The following is an 18,043-nucleotide window of genomic DNA, read 5'->3' as shown; positions in this document are numbered from 1 at the left end:
ACCTGCTGACGCCGGAGTTGCGCCGCGCCACCTCATGTCGGGTTCTGGTGTCGACGTTGCAGTGGAGTTCGCGGACGAGCCGCCTTCCATATTTTGGCCGATTTCCAGACTTTGAGCAACGATATCGCTAGAAAAGTTATCAAACTTCGATTCGTGGAAGCGCGCCCCGCGCGTTCGGCGTCAATGCTCATTTATCCAAATCCGCATTTCGCCTTCGCCGCGGTTAGCCCAGCTGAACCACGGAATGAATGTCAGCCGCTGCGGTTCTAGCTGTCCAGCCACTTTGTCGTACTGATAAAGCACCGCTTCTTCAGAATGGGTGTGTTGCAACCGCGCCCCGTCAGCCTGCAGCAAGATCTTGCCGTTAAAGAGACCAGTTCCTTCGACAAGGGAAAACCGACTGTCTGCATGAAGCCAAACGTTGTGTAACTCGGTCCCATTGTCGGCTTCCTCCAGACAATAAATTAACGGGCCACGCTGGATGGCCACCTTGCCGGCCAAATTGCGAACTTGTGGATGGCCGTATACGCGACGCACTTGCATCGGCAGCGATAGTTTGACGCGATCTCCCTGCCGCCATGTTCGACGAATGTGCAAATAGCCCTTGCGCGGCTCGCAATTGACAGGCTCGCCGTTCAGGCTCGCCTGCGGCGCGCTACACCATTCCGGCAGGCGCAGGGCGAGCGTGTGGGCAATTGGCGGCGCAGATTCGACGGCGATTTCCACCTCGTCTCTCCAGGGATAGCTGCCGCTTACGAGCAACTGCAGCGTATGTCCGTCGATGGATATAGCCACCCTATTACCAACGTAGAGGTTTACATAGAGCACGTCGGTGCGGGGCGTGTAGATGTAATGACCAATCGATGTGAAAAGGCGTGCGATGTTCGGTGGACAGCACGCGCAGCCAAACCAGCGTCGTCGCACCGGCGAGACGTGATTGTAGATGCCATTAGACCTCAGCGTTTTAGGATGCACTTCGAGCGGGTTAACATAGAAATAGTGACGCCCGTCGAACGCGATACTGCCGAGAACGGTATTGTAGAGCGCGCGCTCCATCACCTCCGCATAGCGACCGTCCAGTTCCATCTCCAGCATACGGCGTGCGAACATCATCAGGCCAATCGATGCGCAACTTTCCGCGTACGCCGTATCATTCGGCAGATCGTAATCGCTGCTGAACGCTTCGCCAGCGACTTGCGAGCCGATGGCTCCGGTAATATAGATCTGGCGCTGGACCATGTTTTGCCATAGCCGTAGGCAAGCTTGGCGCTGCTGCTCGTTCTGGCGCAGACGCGCGAGATGAGCTACCGCGGTCATGAGGTATACAAAACGAACCGCATGACCGATTGCAGTCCGCTGCTCCGAAAGTGGCAAGTGCGCTTGGCTATACGCTTTATTTTTTATCATCCAAGGCGTGCCGTCCGATTTGGGGACGCAGGATTGCTGGCGTTTCTCGTACTCAATGTCGTAGAAGTGTGGCTCCGTGCCGCGTTGCTCCACGAAATAGTTGGCTAGCGTGAGATATCGCTGCTCCTTTGTCGCTTCGTAGAGGCGTGCCAACGCAAGTTCGATTTCCGGATGGCCATCGTAGCCGTGTAACTGATCGCGCTCCGGGCCAAAAACTCTGCCGATGTGGTCAGCAAGCCTGCAAACGACCTCCAGCAATCGCCGTTTGCCAGTCGCCTGAAAGAACGCGACACCCGCTTCAATCAAGTGGCCGGCGCAATAAAGCTCGTGGCACTCCGCTAGGTTGGTCCAGCGCTCCTGAGGCGCGTTCAGTATGAAATAAGTGTTGAGGTAGCCGTCGCCGCATTGGGCCGCCGCAATCAATTCAATCAGCTCATCAGCGGCTTTCTCCAGGTCTGGATTGGGTGCCTGGCATAGCGACCATGCAGCCGCCTCAAGCCATTTTGCGACGTCACTGTCCTGAAAAACCGTGCCATGGAACTGGCCCCTCGCACGTCCGGCGGCAAGGCGGAAGTTCTCTACCGCGTGGCTCGGTATTGCCTCGGGATCGCGATCGTTCAGCACCTCCCATTGGTAGGGAATTGTCACTTCCCTGACCAGCTGCTGGCATTTCCCAATCAGCGGATCCAAGACCTGTAGGTCGTGAAGATCGACTTCGGCCACATTCCGATCATTCATCTCGTTCCTCCTTGGAGTATTGCGAACGGACGCCTAACCCAGCAAGCCAGCTCACTATGTTGCGTTGTTGAGGTTGTGACCCTAAGATTTGCGTGCATAATCGTATTCTCGGTGCGAGCGTTGAAACGATAGAGACGTAGAGGCTGCCCTACGGCGCCGCACTCCCAGACATGCGCTGACAGCAGTCTCGTTCGAGGAGCGGGATAGCAATTCCCATGCCGAGAATGAGGAGCGGTTGTTCTGGTCAACCAGATCTACGGCTCCGCGATAGGAACCCGATGCGATCGCTGGCCCACCAACCGAATTTGCCAGTCGTGCCAAATCCCGCGTCGCCGCGAGGCTGGTCGATCCTGCTATACGAGCCGGTCGGCTGTCGCTGGGTCAGATAATGGCCAATAATACTTGCCTGCCGCACATAGCCGGTGGCGCCGCGTCCTTCCGACGCGGCGAATTACCTGCACTTGATACCAGGCGCTCGGCTTTGCGCGGGAATGTCCGGTTTCTAACGATCCTTTGATGACGCGTAGCAGGTGGAGAGGGCCGCGGTGGCGCGTGCTCAACCGGATTGAATGAGTTGCTGCTACGCGCGATCTAAGGGAGAAACTGGACCGCTAATCCCAAGCAATCGTTTCGGGGGCGAAGCGCGTGCTCAACTTCCCGACGTGGCGCGAATGCTGGCGGTCATGAAAAGTAAGTGATCGCGCGCAGGCGCTGCCAATGAATTAGCCGCGGCGGAGCGACCCGAAGCTGTCTGCACCGATTTGCTCGTCGGCTTCGGCAAGGTGTGAGGATTAGTTCTGCATCGCGTTTCAGGCTGATCTGGCCCTGCAAAGCGGTTGCAGGCTGGGTAACCAGGAGCCGACTTGGATCTCCCAATTGTCCGCAATTCCCGATTGTTATCGACCGTTCCACTCGAGCGGCCCGGTTGGCGCAGTGACGCCGGCAGGATAACGCAACCCCTTTGCTCCACGGCCATTACAGCCGCTTCCTCACTATTACGGGTTGCTCCGCCCCTGACGCATTGCGTCAGGTTCCCACGTTCCGTGTTGAAGCCTGTGACGAGATCATGCCGCCTATGCACCGGCTGCCGCGTGGGCCGTAAACAGGCTCCGCCCACACTCCTCCGAGCGCTACTACCCCACGCCCGTTTTGACAGCGTCTTGAACCCATTTCGATACGTCATCGGCGGTTCGCTTGCACTCATCTTCTTGTCACTTACCTGACGGTTTCATTCACCGCCTTTTTCCTCATCGCTCACCACCGCGCCTTTTGAACGCGGCAGCATGAGGTGGTTTGAAGCCTGCCCCTGCAGGCCGGCTCCGGGAGGCCAGACTCCCATCTTCAACACAGCATCACCGGCGTCGCCGCCGGTGTTCGTGGCACACGGTAATAGGGGTTCTCGGTCCAGCGGGCGCACAGCACCTCATCCGAGAGATTGTGCATGTGCTTCAGGATGAACAGGCCGGCGACAAGCCGCGTCGGCAGGCCAGAACTTCCAGTCGATCAGCGCCGCCAACCGCACCAGCGGGTGGCCCATGTCGATGATCTGATCGAGCGCCGGAAGCACAGCTCTTTCTGGCGATCATCCCGCGGTTTGCTCATCGCCGTCCCCAATGCCGATGACCGCCGTCAGGGAATCACGAATCGCAAAGAACTTGTCCGGTTCCGGCCCCACGAACTCGACGCGACCAAACGCAAGCCCAACACCTCGACGCGGAGGCCTCAATGCTCAGATACTAACACCGCGGCCTCATTCGACAGTCACCGATTTTGCGAGATTACGCGGCTGATCCACGTCCGTGCCCCTTACGAGGGCGGTATGGTAAGCCAAGAGCTGAACCGGAATGGCATAGACCATCGGCGTAAAGCTTGCGACCATCTCAGGCAGCACAAGGGTCATGAGTGTATCCACGGTCGCTTCCAAAGCACCCTTCGCATCGGTGATCAGGATGATCTTGCCGCCCCGAGCGGCAACTTCTTGCATGTTCGAGACGGTCTTTTCGAAGACCTTGTCGTAGGGCGCGATCACCACCACAGGCACGGTCTCATCGATCAGCGCGATCGGTCCGTGCTTGAGCTCGCCGGCGGCATAACCTTCTGCGTGGATATAGGAAATTTCCTTCAGCTTGAGTGCGCCCTCCAACGCCAGGGGGGCCGACGTGCCCCGACCGAGATAGAGCACGCCCCTTGAGTCGGCGATATAATGCGCGAGCTTCTCGATCTGCGGCTCGATCAACAGCGCCGCAGCAATCAACCGCGGCACTTCGATAAGCTCACGCACGAGCTTCGATTCATCGATCTCAGAGAGCTTACCGCGCTCTTTGCCTGCTGCGACGGCAAGCGCTGCCAATACCAACAGCTGGCAGATGAATGCCTTTGTGGAGGCGACGCCGATTTCTGGCCCCGCCAGCGTCAGCAGAACGGATTCGCTCTCGCGTGCAATCGTCGAGGTCGGAACGTTGACCACAGATATCGTGTGCACCCCCTGGCCCCTGGCGTATCGCAACGCAGCCAGTGTGTCAGCGGTTTCGCCCGACTGCGAGATGACGATGGCGAGATCCCCCCGGCGCAGAGGCGCCTCCCGATAGCGGAACTCGGACGCTACATCGATCTCGACAGGCAAGCGCGCCAGCCGCTCAAACCAGTATTTGGCAATGTGCCCGGCATAGCTTGCAGTGCCGCACGCGATAATTGAGATGCGCTGAATGGATTTAAAGTCGAACGGCAATGTGAGCGGCAGGGCGACGCGCTTGGCCGCCATGTCGAGATAATGCGCCAATGTCTTGCCGGCCACCGTTGGCTGCTCGTGGATTTCCTTGGCCATGAAGTGGCGATAATTCGCTTTGTCCACAAGGAATGACGATACGCCAGACTTTGATGTTTCCCGCTGGACGACGGAGCCCTCTGCGCTATAAATCACGCACGTCGTGCGCGTCAGCACGGCCCAGTCGCCGTCTTCAAGATAGGTAATGGTGTCGGTCAAAGGCGCGAGCGCGAGCGCGTCCGATCCTAGATACACTTCGCCGTTACCATATCCGATCGCAAGGGGCGACCCCCTGCGCGCACCGATCAAAAGATCGTCGTGGCCCTTGAAAAGGAATGCCAGCGCGAAGGCACCGCGCAGGCGCGGCAGCGACGCTTGTACCGCATCCTGCGGCGAGTAGCCATTCTTGAGATAAGATTCGACGAGATGTGCCACCACCTCGGTGTCCGTCTCCGAGTCAAAATGGGCTCCATTCCGCTCCAGCTCGGTCCGCAGCTCGCTGAAATTCTCAATGATCCCGTTATGAACGACCGCTACATTTTCCGTCGCATGCGGATGAGCATTGCTCTCGGTCGGCTTTCCATGAGTCGCCCAGCGGGTGTGACCAATACCGGTACGACCCGACGGCGGATAATAGCGCAGCCGCTCCTCAAGGTTTCTCAGCTTACCTTCAGCGCGTCGCCGCTCGATACGGAGACCTTCGAGAGTCGCGAGGCCTGCGGAGTCGTAGCCACGATATTCCAATCGCTTGAGCGACGCGACCAACTGCTCACCGACCGGACCACGCCCCAAGATGCCAACAATGCCACACATATCGATCAACGCTGCCCAAGTTCAAGAAGCCCGACGTTCCTCCTCACAGGAACCCCGTTATGAAATTCGCTCGCCCGGTAATAACAGGCGTCAAGTTCGAGATCTTTCGGGACCGCCTGCATCGCCGCCGCATTCACAAGCGTGAGTCAGATCTCTTCGGCCACCATCACTTCGCCCGGCTACATCCTCAGATGCGCTTGCCCGGCGACATCCAATTCCGACGCAAACAAACTCGCTCCGTTGCGACGACAGCTGTCGTCGCAACAAGCCGCTGCGAGGATAGATCGTGCAGGTAGTCTGGCTCCATGGATTGAGGACATTCGAACAGATAGGCAGGCCAATTATCCTTCGGTAAAACATCTTCTGGTTTGCTCACCATCACTGATGAGCCATTTCACGACTTGCAGCTCAAGTTTCCAAGAAAGTGAGCAGCGATACCGGCGAAACGGGCGGCAGTTGATGTGGGAGTCATTGAGTCCTTGCGTCTCACTGATAGACTCTTCGAGAGGCTCACGTTCGTCTGGGCCTTGGTTCATTGCAGATAGAAAGAAGACACGCTGCCCGTGGCTTCTACATCGTCTGCTGCCGATATATTTGCGCGGCCGCTCTAGCAAGAATTGTCCCATGTCACTGGAAACATTTTTTCCGGCGCTGGTTTAAGATGGCTCATCATACTCGGAACGAGGCAAGTCACGCTCGTCGAGACTAAACGATTGGCGTTGGAGCTCTATTGTACGAACGTAAACTTTCGATATCGGAACGTTCGAAGATTCATACCGACGTTTGCTACTCTTTCTCATTTTGTCTTGCGTCGACCGTCCACTGCCTACCACGAGTTGATATTGCCAAAGGGCACTGATCACGGTTGACGAGGCACCGCCAAGTCAGGGTGTTCTATTCGGAGATTAACGGTACGGGAGCTGTGCAGATTACGAATTGATGCGCAGGCTTGACGTGTGCTCGCTTGCATCGCGTGACGCCGACAAACGCATTGACGACCGCGGCCTCAGCTCGTCACTCTCCCAAGCCATGGCGAGACCACGCGAATGCGTAGATGCGCTTTAGAATAGATAAGGAACACAGACCGTCGGCTTCTATCTCATTGCAAATATCGCCCGCGGGGGAAGCGCGCCCTGGCGCTCGTAACGGCGTTTGCCATCCATCTCGCCTGCTTCGGATCATCGCGGATATCAGGCAGGTTGCGAGGGTTAGTTGACTTTTATGTTTGGAAGCTCAACGTGTCGGCTTCTCCAGTCTAATATAAATCAATGTATATAGTGTGCATTTCCTACACGATGTGTATGACTGGAGTTAATGATCGCTTTCCTCTAATTGCCGGTGGAGCGCGCTTGCGCATCTAGATTTATCGACAAACGGCTTCGCAATAGCATTTCGTAGGTAGGCTTTCTTTCCGACGCAACTAAGAGAGATCATGGCGGCTCAGGACTCAAAGCGGCGCGTTGCGCTGATCACCGGCGTCACCGGGCAGGACGGCGCATATCTCGCCGAGTATCTGCTAGGTCTCGGCTACACCGTGCACGGGATCAAGCGCCGATCGTCCTCGTTCAACACAGCGCGCATCGATCATCTCTACCAGGATCCGCATGCCGGCAACCTGCCGTTTCTGATGCACTATGGTGACATGACGGATTCGACCAATCTGATTCGGCTGGTGCAGCAGATCCGGCCGACCGAGATCTACAACTTGGCCGCCCAGAGCCACGTCCACGTCAGTTTCGAGAGCCCGGAATATACCGCCAATGCCGACGCGATCGGTGTGCTGCGCCTTTTGGAAGCGATCCGCATCCTCGGCATGGAAAATGAGACGCGGTTCTACCAGGCCTCGACCTCGGAGCTTTACGGCCTGGTGCAAGAGGTGCCGCAGAAGGAAACCACGCCATTCTATCCGCGCTCGCCGTATGGCGTCGCCAAGCTTTATGGCTACTGGATCACAGTGAACTACCGTGAGGCCTATGGCATGTTCGCCAGCAACGGCATCCTGTTCAACCATGAGAGCCCGACCCGCGGCGAGACCTTCGTGACGCGCAAGATCACCCGCGCCGTCGCCCGCATCGAGGTCGGCCTCGAGAACACGCTCTATCTCGGCAATCTCGACGCCAAGCGCGACTGGGGCCATGCTCGCGATTATGTCGAGGGCATGCACAGGATCCTGCAGGTCGACGAGCCCGGCGACTTCGTGCTCGCGACCGGCGAGGCGCGGTCGGTCCGCGAGTTCGTCGAGCTGGCGTTTGCCGAGGTCGGGCGCAGCATCGAATGGCGCGGCAAGGGCGTCGAAGAGGTCGGTGTGGACAAGGCGTCCGGCGAGGCACTGGTGCAGATCGATCCGACCTATTTCCGTCCGACCGAGGTTGATCTCCTGATCGGCGATGCCAGCAAGGCGCGCGCGAAGCTCGGCTGGGCTCCGAAGACGCCGTTCTCGCAACTGGTGAGGGAAATGGTCGCCAGCGATCTGGTCCAAGCCAGGCAGGGTGGGGCCAATGGCAAGCACGGCGTTTGAACTGAAGGGCAAGACGGTTTTCGTTGCCGGCCATCGCGGCATGGTCGGCGCGGCGCTGATGCGCCGGCTGGCACGCGAACAGGCCGATCTCTTGACGGTGTCGCGCAGCGAGCTCGACCTGCGCGACCAGGCCACAGTGAATGCCTGGTTTGCCGCGAAGCGGCCGCAAGCCGTGTTCCTCGCCGCCGCCAAGGTCGGCGGCATCGTCGCTAACAACACGCTGCGCGCCGAGTTTCTCCACGACAATCTGGCGATATCGAGCAACGTGATCCAGGCGGCGCATGCCAATGGATGCGAGAAGCTGATGTTCTTCGGCTCCTCCTGCATCTATCCGCGCCTGGCGCCGCAGCCGCTGCGAGAGGATTCGATGCTGACCGGGCCGCTGGAGCCGACCAACGAACCCTATGCCATCGCCAAGATCGCCGGCATCAAGATGGCCCAGGCCTATCGCAGCCAGTACGGCGCCGATTTCATCAGCGTGATGCCGACCAACCTCTACGGCCCCGGCGACAATTATCACCCCGAATACAGCCATGTCGTCGCCGGGCTAATCCGCCGCTTCCACGAGGCCAAAATTTCGGGCGCCGGCAAAGTCGTGGTGTGGGGTACCGGCACGCCGCGCCGCGAATTCCTCTATGTCGATGATCTCGCCGACGCCTGCATCCATCTGATGAAGACCTATTCCTCGCCGGAACTGGTCAATATCGGTACTGGCAAGGACATCAGCATCGCCGAGTTCGCACTCATGGTCGCGGCCGCCGTCGGTTTTCGCGGTGAAATCAGCTTCGACACGTCGCGCCCGGACGGCACGCCGCGCAAGCTGCTCGACGTGGGTCGGCTGTCCGGGCTCGGCTGGCGCGCCACGACCTCGCTGGAGGACGGGATTCAGCTGGCATACCGGGCGTATCGCGCTGACAGCGATGGAGGCACCAGAGTGATTCGCTTGTTCCCAGATAAGGGGCCGATCCTACGATCAATCGGCGGTGAACATCCGGCCTAGCGGACCCGCCGCTCACGTAACGATCAATCGTGATTCGCAGTTGACGAACGTTCATTGTCAACAACGCCCTCAGTTGGCCCCCAAGAAGCCGAGTGACGCGGTGTATCCAAGCTCCGACGCAGCCAGCCGACTTGCAGGAAAAGGAAAAGGAAAATGATCATGATCGAGACGTGCTGCCACAATTGATGGCTCATCGACTCTAAGTCTCAAACGCCGATGGACGATCATTAGCCGGAAGCGTGCCGGTGCCCATTTCCTCTCGAGCAATGTTTTAGCGATGGTCTGTCATCATCATCCTCGCCGACAGCGTAACGATGGACATGAGCGCGCCTAACATCCCGAACGCCACGGGCAAGCCAAACATGTGTGCGATGAGCCCGATGCCGGCTGGCCCGACGAGTATACCCGTGTAGCCGCCTGTCGTGATGACCGCGATCGCTATGCCTGCTGGCATCACCTTCTGTTTGCCGGCGCGTCGACACAGTACGGGAACAACATTTGAAATACCCAATCCAATAAGCAGGAACCCCGCCATAGCAATCAACGCAACGGGCGCCGCCACCACAGCCAAGAAGCCTGTCACGATTGGCAGAGTCCCGAGCATCAATGTGGCACGGTCGCCGATTCGCGCCACCACGGCATCTCCGCTGAGACGCCCTGCGGTCATGGCGATTGAGAAGAGCATACAACCAATGCCCCCGTGCGCTTCCGCGAGAAGATCTCGTTCAACGAGAAGCAAAGCGCTCCAATCGAGCATTGCACCTTCGACAAGAAAGGTGATAGCCGCGAGCACAGCTATCAGCAACACACTGCGATGGGGCAAGACAAACAGTGGTCCCTGCTGTCTCGAACCCGTCGCGAGCAACCCCGGCCAGGCCGACACAATCACGATCGTCATTAACGCCGAACAGACCAACGTCGAAATAAGCGAGCCAAGCTGCAGCGAGAGGAACGAGGTCACGACAGCAGAGCCGGTGAATTCCCCAATGCTATACTGAGCGTGGAAGCCGGACATCAATGGACGGCCGGTGGCGCGCTCCGATTCAATCGCATGAATGTTCATGGCTACATCGATTGAGCCGATTGAAACGCCGAAAGCAAACAGCGTGGCGCCGAGCTTGACAGGTGTGTCGGCAATTGCAAGGCACGGCAGGATGATCGCGAGTCCAAGTCCACCCGCGAGGATAATGGGCTTGCTGCCATACCGGGCATTCGACACGCTGGTCATAAGCATCGCGATGACGGATCCCGTTCCGAGGCAGAGCAGCAGTAGACCAAGCATGCGGTCATCCAGCACGAGCCGCTCCTTGGCGATTGGCACTAAAGGCGCCCAGGCCGCGAGGCCGAATCCGGCCACAAAAAATGTCAGCCGCGTCCCAAGCACGCCGGCAGACCAATTGGCAGATGGTATCACGGACGCTCCTGAAAGAACGGGCTCGCGAGCGCGGCGCCCCTCATCCTGCGTGCGTCGCAAGCGGCGCGCGACTCGACGATGATGGCCTCAAGTTGACGTTCTTCATCACTGCAAATGCGATGCCGTCACAAATGCTGGACTACGTCACAGGGCGAGCGACAAGTAGGGGTGATTGTCGAGCCCGTGGGGGCGGTGTTTCGGCTAATCTTTCCCGGATGAGCTGGCCATACGAAGATGATAGCTTTTTGCTGGTTTGCGACAGCCGGAGGCGCAACGCTCAGTATGGGCTGTCGCAAAGCCTACAAAGCCAACGGCGCCCCACGCCTGTAGTTGGCGCTAACACGACCGTAGGTTTTCCGACAGCTTTTGCAAAATCGGAAGCTCTCATCGCGAGTAACTGCGCTGACCCGCGAGATCAATACAACGAGGACCGCTATCACGCGCAAGCCGTCAATGTCGGCCCGATACTTTTGATATTCGATTGTCCCGGTTCAGGCGGCCAGAAGGTTCCCCATTGGTGTAGAAAACCAGCGCAAGGGGTACCGTGAGCGACGAAAGCCGTAGCCGATGGCTCCATTTACAAAGGCCGCAAAACACGTCGTTGCGGCCAGAAACCAGATAGCAGCATCAAACTCAGGCATTTTCTAAACTTTCCCACACCGGAGGGCGTCGGGTCACGCGTCGGGGGATCAGCGCGGCCACTGGTTACTGGATTGCGGCAGATTCTGACCATTCGCATAGCAGCTCCGGCCGTCTTCGCAATGGCAGTGGCAGTGGTCACGTGCACCGGTTCAAGAGTTGCTCCTGCTCTCGACTTCGGTCGTACAACAGAAGCTGTGCTGCCCTTCCCAATACCCGACTACGATCACTCAGCAATACGTGTCAGCCTGTTCTTCGGTTTGTCGACAATGGTCGTGTCGAAGCCGTAAGTGTCGGTCATGGATACGGGGGCTCCTGACGACCGTTCCCCCACGGAATTGAACTCGTGTCGAATCCTAAGCGGTTCAGCGTCACCTTTTTCAGCTAGCAACGCAACGCGGTCGGACGGAAGCAAACAATTCTCCTTAAAGAGCACTTGGCATAAATAGCAAGGCCACCTTTTATCAGGCGAGCATCAGTTCCCTTCTTCCCCCGGCGAGGTCGAGCTTGGGCGTTCCGCCGCCGTGGATGTACGGTGCAATTCCCTTGACAGAGCAGCCGCGGATCACCGATGACGTATTCTTCGCCGGGCACCTGATGGTTGCCAAGCTCTGCACCACGGGCGTGAAGATCTCGATGCGCAAGGGAGCGTGAAGCGGTCGCACGCTCCTTCGCTCACCACACTGAGCGAAATCTATTCTATCGTCATTGCTTGGCCATCTGGGCATCAGCAGCGCCAGTGAGGTCGAGCTCGGCGGCGATCGTCGCGTGGCCGGAGCTCGCATCGGCACGGTGATCGGACGCGATCGCGACATAGACCGCCGGCAGCACGAAGAGCGTGAACAGCGTGCCGACAGACATGCCAGCGACGAGCACGAGCCCGATCGAGAAGCGGCTCGCGGCGCCAGCTCCCGTTGCAGTCAACAAGGGTATGAAGCCCGTCACCATTGCCGCCGTGGTCATCAAGATTGGACGCAGTCGGACGCGCGCCGCCATCTCTATAGCCGAGCGACGGTCAAGTCTCTCCTTGAGCTGCAGCTCATTGGCGAACTGAACCATCAAGATGCCGTGCTTGGAGATCAACCCGACCAGTGTCAACAGTCCGACCTGGGTGTAGATGTTCATAGTCGCCCAGCCAAAGAATGGCGGGATCAAGGCACCGACGATTGCCATCGGCACGCTGATCATGATGATAAGGGGATCGCGCAGACTTTCGAACTGCGCCGCAAGCACCAAGAATATGATGATGAGTGCAAATGCAAAGGTAATCGCCAGTTGGTTACCCTCGTGCACATATTGGCGGGCGTCGGCGAGGAAGTCGTGGCTGAAGCCTGCGGGCAGTTTCTTTGCCTCGGCTTCCAGGAAGTCCACAGCCTGACCGATCGTGACGCCGGGCATCGGCACGGCCTGAAAGGTCGCGCAGTTGAGCTGATTGTAGTGGGTGAGCGCGTTCGGATCGGTCGCAGTCTCGGTGGAGACTACGGTAGACAGCGGGAGCATCGAGCCCGTCGCAGTCTTCACATAATAGCTCCCAATTGCTTGCGGGGCCAGGCGTTCCTCGCGCGGCACCTGCGGGATCACCTGGTAGGAGCGACCCTGCAAATTGAAGCGATTGACGTAGTTTCCGCCAAGTAAGGTGGCGAGCGCGTTACCGATGGTCTGCATGGTGATGCCAAGTTCGTTGGCCTTGGATCGATCAACCTTGATTCGTACCACCGGCTGGTTGAACTCGAGGTCGGAGTCGCTCACCATGAACAGACCGCTCTTGCGCGCGGCATCCTTCAGCTTCGACATCTGCTCGTAGACGGATTGGAAGCCAAGCGTCGAATTGATCACCATCTGCACTGGTAGGCCACCCGAGCCGCCCGGAAGCGGCGGCAAGCTAAAGGCAAACGCGCTAATGCCTTCGATTTTCGACAGCTCGGCTTGGACAAGAGACTTTAGCGCGGTCGATGATCGCTTGCGCTCGTCCCATGGCTTGAGCAACATGCCGGCCATGCCACTCTGCTGGCCGCTAACGCCATTGAGCACGAAGCTCAAATCAGTCTCGGAAAACTTCTGGAACGCTCTTTCGAGCTTGGTGCCGTAATAGTCGAGGTAGTCGATATTGGCGTATTTCGGCGCCTTGGTTAGTGCGAATACGACACCTTGATCCTCCTCGGGTGCGAGTTCCTTGGAAGTATTCATATATAGAAAGCCGACGAGGCCCAACATGGTCAACGCAAACAGCCCGGTAATCGGACAGTAGTCGAGCGAGCGGTCGAGCTTGCGGCCGTACCATCGTGTCAGGGCGCCGAACCCGCGGTTCACAAACCCTGCAAACCGCCCCCTCTCGGCGCGCTTCAGAAAGAGCGAGCACATCATCGGCGACAGCGTCAAAGCGATTACGCCCGACACGATCACCGCTCCCGCTAGCGTAAACGCGAACTCGCGGAACAACGCCCCGGTGAGACCGCCGAGAAATCCGATTGGGGCATATACAGCAGCCAAGGTAATCGTCATGGAGACAACGGGGCCGACGATCTCGCGCGCGCCCCTTGTAGCAGCCTGGAGGGGCGGCGCCCCCTCTTCTAAATGGCGATGAATGTTCTCAACCACCACGATCGCGTCATCGACCACGAGACCGATCGCGAGAACCATCGCAAGGAGAGTCAGGAGATTGAATGAAAACCCAAGCACCAGCATCATGCTGCAGACACCAACGAGCGATAACGGAATAGCGACTACAGGAATGATGACCGACCGCAGCGAGGCCAGGAATAGGAAGATCACCGCCACCACGACCACGACGGCCTCAAGGAGCGTCTTCTCCACTTCATCGATCGACGATTGAATGAATTTGGTGGAGTCGTAGGCCACTTTCATCTTCAGTGACGGCGGCAGGTTACGCTCCATTTCTGGAAACAGCGCCCGAACGCCTCGCACTATGCTTTGCGGATTGCCCTGCGGGCTCGCCTGAACGCCGATAAAGACCGCGTGCTCGCCGTTCATGGCGACGCTGATGTCTGTGGTCTGCGCGGCAAGCTCGACTACCGCAATGTCCTCCATGCGCACAAAGCCGCCGTCATTGGCTTTGACGATCATGCGCTTGAAGTCATCGACACTCCGCAGATCCGTGTTTGCGGTGACATCGGAGATAGTGAAATTGCCCTTGGTCTGGCCGGCCGCGGCCTGAAAGTTGTTAGCGGCGATTGCAGCCGACACTTCAGCCGGCGACACGCCGTACCCTGCCATTCTCGCAGGATCGAGCCATAGCCGCATCGCAAAACTCTGGCCGCCCAAGATGTCTGCCGCTGCGACGCCATCGACGGTTGACATAACGGGTTGCACGACGCGCGAGAGGTAGTCGGAGATCGCGCTGGCCGTCAATTCCTCGCTGGAGAAGGCGATATACATTACAGCGGTGATCTGACCGGTCGACTTAGTGACGACCGGATCGTTTGATTCCTTCGGGATCAAATATTTGACTGAGTTGACCTTGGAGAGCACCTCGGTGAGCGCCTCGTTGGGATCGAAATTCAGCTTGATGTAGACTTGGATCGTCGAGGTACCGAGCACCGATGAGGAACTGATGTAGTCGACGCCCTCGGCGGAAGCGACTGCCTGCTCCAGGGGAGTGGTGATGAACCCCTGGATCATGTCGGCGGAGGCGCCAGGATAGGAAGTCGTGATATTGACGACCGTATTAGATAGCTTGGGAAATTGCCGGATCGGCAGTACGGTGGCCGCGCGCAAGCCAATCAGCAAGATCAGGACACTGACGACGATAGACAATACCGGACGTTTGATGAAAAGCTCGGTAAATGCCATCGCGACTCGCATTTCGAGAGGGGGATGCAAGTACGCCAGCAACTTGCGCTACGGCAACGATCATCAATGCGGCGACTGCGCTAAAGCCCGTAGTATGAGGGAAGCGTTATCGGCTACTCTAAGGGCTCACACGTTCCTGAGCATAGCGTGCCCAATCCTCCGCTTCTCCATCTCCGTCGCTTGAATAAACGTTGGCTGAGCTGTTCTGATCGCTGATCGCGATCTGGGTACCTTCTTAAGATAAAGCCCCTGTCTTTTTTGCGTGCAATCGGCCAAAGGTCCGACTCAAGATGTTCGTCCTCACACCTGATTGGGACGCAACGACTTCTAACAAGGCATCAGTTTAGGCTTCGCACCGACTCGTCGATCGAATGATCCAGGTTCGACATCGAAAGTACAGACGACCTGACGGGCGCTCAACTCTACAAAGGTAAGTCGGTAATATAGCATGGGCTGCAAAACACTATACCAAGGTTTGTCGAAACGGTCTCTGGTCGCAGCCGCGAGAAACTTGTGATGTTGCCAGACGCAAAGTTCTCGGTCCCACAATATTCCGCAAGCACCCCCTATCGCATCGCTAACTCGCTGAACAACGTCGGCTCGGGGTTCGCCCTTTGCTACCAGGTCGACACGTCTGTAAACAGTTGGCCTTGAGCACTTCTTCCAGCTCAATATGCTGCGTACGGTTTGACTACGCATTGCGCTACGGAGTTGGCGACGCCAGTATTACGTTGTCGATCAGCCGGGTCGAGCCGACGTAGGCTGCCGCACAAAGCGCCGCGGGGCGTCGCAGTGGACTATCGGCGGTGTTGAGCGTGTCACCGTCGACAAGTTCAAGATACTGCAGTCGGTCAACTGCCTCTAAATGCCCCTTGGCGATAGCAATCAGCCTTTCTACGTTGCGCTCTCCAGAGCGAAATTCATCGAGCGCGGCGGATAGCCCACGATTGATCGTAAGGGCCCGCTGACGTTCTTCCTTGCTGAGATACCGGTTGCGACTGCTCATCGCGAGCCCATCCTGTTCGCGAACGGTTGGTACGGTGACGATCTCGATGGGGAGATTGAGATCAACCGCCATGCGACGCACGACTGCACATTGCTGAAAATCCTTCTGGCCAAAAAACACGACGTCGGGCTGCACCATGTTGAACAACTTGCATACGACAGTCGCGACACCGCGAAAATGTCCAGGCCTGAATGCTCCGCACAGAGGTTTCGCTAGGTCGCCCGGTTCAATGAAAGTCTCGAAATGGCTCGGATAGACTTCCTGTGCATCCGGCGCAAAGAGGATCGCAACCCCGGCATCGCGGCACAGTCCCTCATCGCGCAAGAAGTCGCGCGGATAGGTGCTGAGATCCTCGTTTGGTCCGAACTGAGTGGGGTTGACGAAGATGCTGACGACCGTGACGTCGCATTGCGCCTGGCTCGCCGCGATCAGCGCCAAGTGGCCATCGTGGAGATAGCCCATTGTCGGCACGAATCCGACCCGTTGATCGGCACTGCGGGCTTTTGCGAGAGTGCGGCGAAGCTCAGCGACCGTCGTGATTGTTTGCATGTCGACCTTTACATCGGTTTGGGTTGGACGGCGCCCAGTTGGTAATTGCCTCGCCGACGCCTTCAGGAAGTCGATAGGACTCTTGCGGTCCCGGGAATGCACCACTGCGGACATCCGCGGCCCAGCGCGAAAGCGCATCATGCAACTGCTGGAAGCCTTCCGCATAGGCGCGAACGAATTTGGGGCGTTGACCTTCGGTCAGGCCCAGCACGTCGTGAAACACGAGCACCTGCCCCGAACAGTCCGGGCCGGCGCCGATTCCGATCGTCGGTATTGTCAAGGAGTCGGTTGCTCGAGCAGCAAGCTCGGCCGGAATGCCTTCCAACACCAAAGCGAAACAGCCGGCCTCCTGCAGACGGTGAGCATCATCGAGCAACCGCAGCGCTTCATCCGCTTTCCGGCCCTGCACCTTGAAGCCGCCCATGACATTGACGCTCTGGGGCGTAAGGCCCAGATGACCCATCACCGGAATCTCGCAATCGACAAGGGCACGTACCATCTCGATACGCTTGCCGCCGCCCTCGAGTTTCACCGCGGCTGCGCCTCGCTGCAGGAATCCGCCGGCATTGCGTATGGTTTCCTCGACGCTGAGGTGGAAGCTAAGAAACGGCATATCGGCGACGAGTAAAGCTCGAGGCTTGCTGCGTGCAACGGCTTCCAGATGATGGTTCATCATCGCCACGCTCACCGGTAGCGTGTTTTCAAATCCAAGGCAAACGTTACCGACACTATCACCGACGAGAATTATATCGACGGAAGGATCCGCGATACGCGCCAGAACCGCGTCGTAGGCAGTGGTCATGACGACACGCCGGCTCTCCTCCTTCCACTTCTGCAGCATGGGAATCGTGATGCGCTCAACCGGCGGCTCTAAAACGTGGCTCATTGGACCCCCATCGCGTCGACGACTTCAGTTCGATTATGCGGCGCGAAGTCGCCTGCTGCTTCCGAACTGACCGAGTATGTCAGGTGTTCAGTAATCTGGTTGCTGCGATCGAAAGGGCGACTCTTCGGCCTTAACTCAACAATTTTCTGCTCGTCCAAGAAGGACGAACTGCAAACAATGAGTTGGTCGCCGACTTGGCAGGTCCGCGCCGCAGCGCCGTTGAGGACACAGCAACGTGAGCCGCGTACGCCGAGAATGACGTAAGTCGAGATTCGTGCCCCGGAGTTCTTGTTCCAGGTCTCCACGAACTCCGTCGGTGGAATGCCCGCCTCGTGACAGCGATCTGGATCGAGGGTGACGGAACCGGGATAATAAAGACTGGCCTCTGTGACATGGATGCCGTGCAGCTTAGCAGAGAGCACTTTTCTCATTTGAAATATCGTTGAGCCTTTGCGGACCAGGTGCTTCCTAGGGAGCTTGGAAGAAAATTGTCAACCTG

The 18,043-nt window shown here is 58.0% G+C and carries 9 protein-coding genes and 1 pseudogene; 2 read left to right on the top strand and 8 right to left on the bottom strand.

Annotation, left to right across the window (positions count from 1 at the left end; all coding sequences use genetic code 11):
• Positions 1-180: 180 nt before the first annotated feature.
• From XI08_RS08525 to glmS, 3 genes and pseudogenes are all read right to left on the bottom strand, one after another.
• Positions 181-2,145: a glycoside hydrolase family 127 protein gene (locus XI08_RS08525; RefSeq protein ID WP_271574101.1), complete on the bottom strand. Its 1,965-nt coding sequence runs from the start codon at positions 2,143-2,145 to the stop codon at positions 181-183.
• A gap of 1,383 nt (positions 2,146-3,528) precedes the next feature.
• Positions 3,529-3,747 (bottom strand): annotated as a pseudogene (locus XI08_RS08520) (IS5/IS1182 family transposase); the annotation flags it as partial.
• A 148-nt stretch (positions 3,748-3,895) separates the two neighbouring features.
• Complete coding sequence (gene glmS, locus XI08_RS08515) at positions 3,896-5,722, bottom strand: glutamine--fructose-6-phosphate transaminase (isomerizing) (protein ID WP_271574135.1); 1,827 nt, start codon at positions 5,720-5,722, stop codon at positions 3,896-3,898.
• 1,432 nt (positions 5,723-7,154) lie between these two features.
• On the opposite strand from glmS, the gene gmd reads away from it, so the two are divergent.
• Positions 7,155-8,240 carry a GDP-mannose 4,6-dehydratase gene (gene gmd / locus XI08_RS08510; RefSeq protein ID WP_271574100.1) on the top strand — a complete coding sequence of 362 codons (1,086 nt, stop codon included), beginning with the start codon at positions 7,155-7,157 and terminating at the stop codon, positions 8,238-8,240.
• Positions 8,221-9,240 carry a GDP-L-fucose synthase family protein gene (locus tag XI08_RS08505; RefSeq protein ID WP_271553295.1) on the top strand — a complete coding sequence of 340 codons (1,020 nt, stop codon included), beginning with the start codon at positions 8,221-8,223 and terminating at the stop codon, positions 9,238-9,240. Before gmd ends, XI08_RS08505 begins: the two co-directional genes overlap by 20 nt.
• 271 nt (positions 9,241-9,511) lie before the next feature.
• Here XI08_RS08505 and XI08_RS08500 read toward each other — a convergent pair whose 3' ends face one another.
• The 5 genes from XI08_RS08500 to panD all read right to left on the bottom strand — a co-directional run bounded on the left by XI08_RS08500 (position 9,512) and on the right by panD (position 17,975).
• Complete coding sequence (locus XI08_RS08500) at positions 9,512-10,651, bottom strand: MFS transporter (protein ID WP_271574134.1); 1,140 nt, start codon at positions 10,649-10,651, stop codon at positions 9,512-9,514.
• 1,347 nt (positions 10,652-11,998) lie between these two features.
• Positions 11,999-15,103: an efflux RND transporter permease subunit gene (locus XI08_RS08495; protein WP_271574099.1), complete on the bottom strand. Its 3,105-nt coding sequence runs from the start codon at positions 15,101-15,103 to the stop codon at positions 11,999-12,001.
• A 703-nt stretch (positions 15,104-15,806) separates the two neighbouring features.
• Positions 15,807-16,658, bottom strand: coding sequence for a pantoate--beta-alanine ligase (panC, locus tag XI08_RS08490; protein WP_097669505.1), 852 nt, complete (start codon positions 16,656-16,658; stop codon positions 15,807-15,809).
• The gene (gene panB, locus XI08_RS08485) at positions 16,633-17,544 is read right to left on the bottom strand and encodes a 3-methyl-2-oxobutanoate hydroxymethyltransferase (RefSeq protein WP_097669504.1); all 912 of its coding nucleotides are present in this window, start codon (positions 17,542-17,544) and stop codon (positions 16,633-16,635) included. Before panB ends, panC begins: the two co-directional genes overlap by 26 nt.
• Entirely contained in the window at positions 17,541-17,975 is a 435-nt protein-coding gene (gene panD / locus XI08_RS08480; RefSeq protein ID WP_097669503.1) for an aspartate 1-decarboxylase, read from the bottom strand. The genes panB and panD overlap by 4 nt, the downstream gene beginning before the upstream one ends.
• Between the last annotated feature and the right edge of the window lie 68 nt (positions 17,976-18,043).

Source organism: Bradyrhizobium sp. CCBAU 11361 (assembly GCF_028128935.1).
Classification (GTDB): Bacteria; Pseudomonadota; Alphaproteobacteria; order Rhizobiales; family Xanthobacteraceae; genus Bradyrhizobium; species Bradyrhizobium niftali.
The sequence above is the reverse complement of the archived record's forward strand: the minus strand, read 5'-3'. Positions and strand labels throughout refer to the sequence as shown.

Excerpts from the sequence above, each read along its gene's own strand:
- XI08_RS08525 (WP_271574101.1), bottom strand. The coding sequence starts at position 2,145 with ATGAATGATCGGAATGTGGCCGAAGTCGATCTTCACGACCTACAGGTC.
- glmS (WP_271574135.1), bottom strand. The coding sequence starts at position 5,722 with ATGTGTGGCATTGTTGGCATCTTGGGGCGTGGTCCGGTCGGTGAGCAG.
- gmd (WP_271574100.1), top strand. The coding sequence starts at position 7,155 with ATGGCGGCTCAGGACTCAAAGCGGCGCGTTGCGCTGATCACCGGCGTC.
- XI08_RS08505 (WP_271553295.1), top strand. The coding sequence starts at position 8,221 with ATGGCAAGCACGGCGTTTGAACTGAAGGGCAAGACGGTTTTCGTTGCC.
- XI08_RS08495 (WP_271574099.1), bottom strand. The coding sequence starts at position 15,103 with ATGGCATTTACCGAGCTTTTCATCAAACGTCCGGTATTGTCTATCGTC.
- panC (WP_097669505.1), bottom strand. The coding sequence starts at position 16,658 with ATGCAAACAATCACGACGGTCGCTGAGCTTCGCCGCACTCTCGCAAAA.
- panB (WP_097669504.1), bottom strand. The coding sequence starts at position 17,544 with ATGAGCCACGTTTTAGAGCCGCCGGTTGAGCGCATCACGATTCCCATG.
- panD (WP_097669503.1), bottom strand. The coding sequence starts at position 17,975 with ATGAGAAAAGTGCTCTCTGCTAAGCTGCACGGCATCCATGTCACAGAG.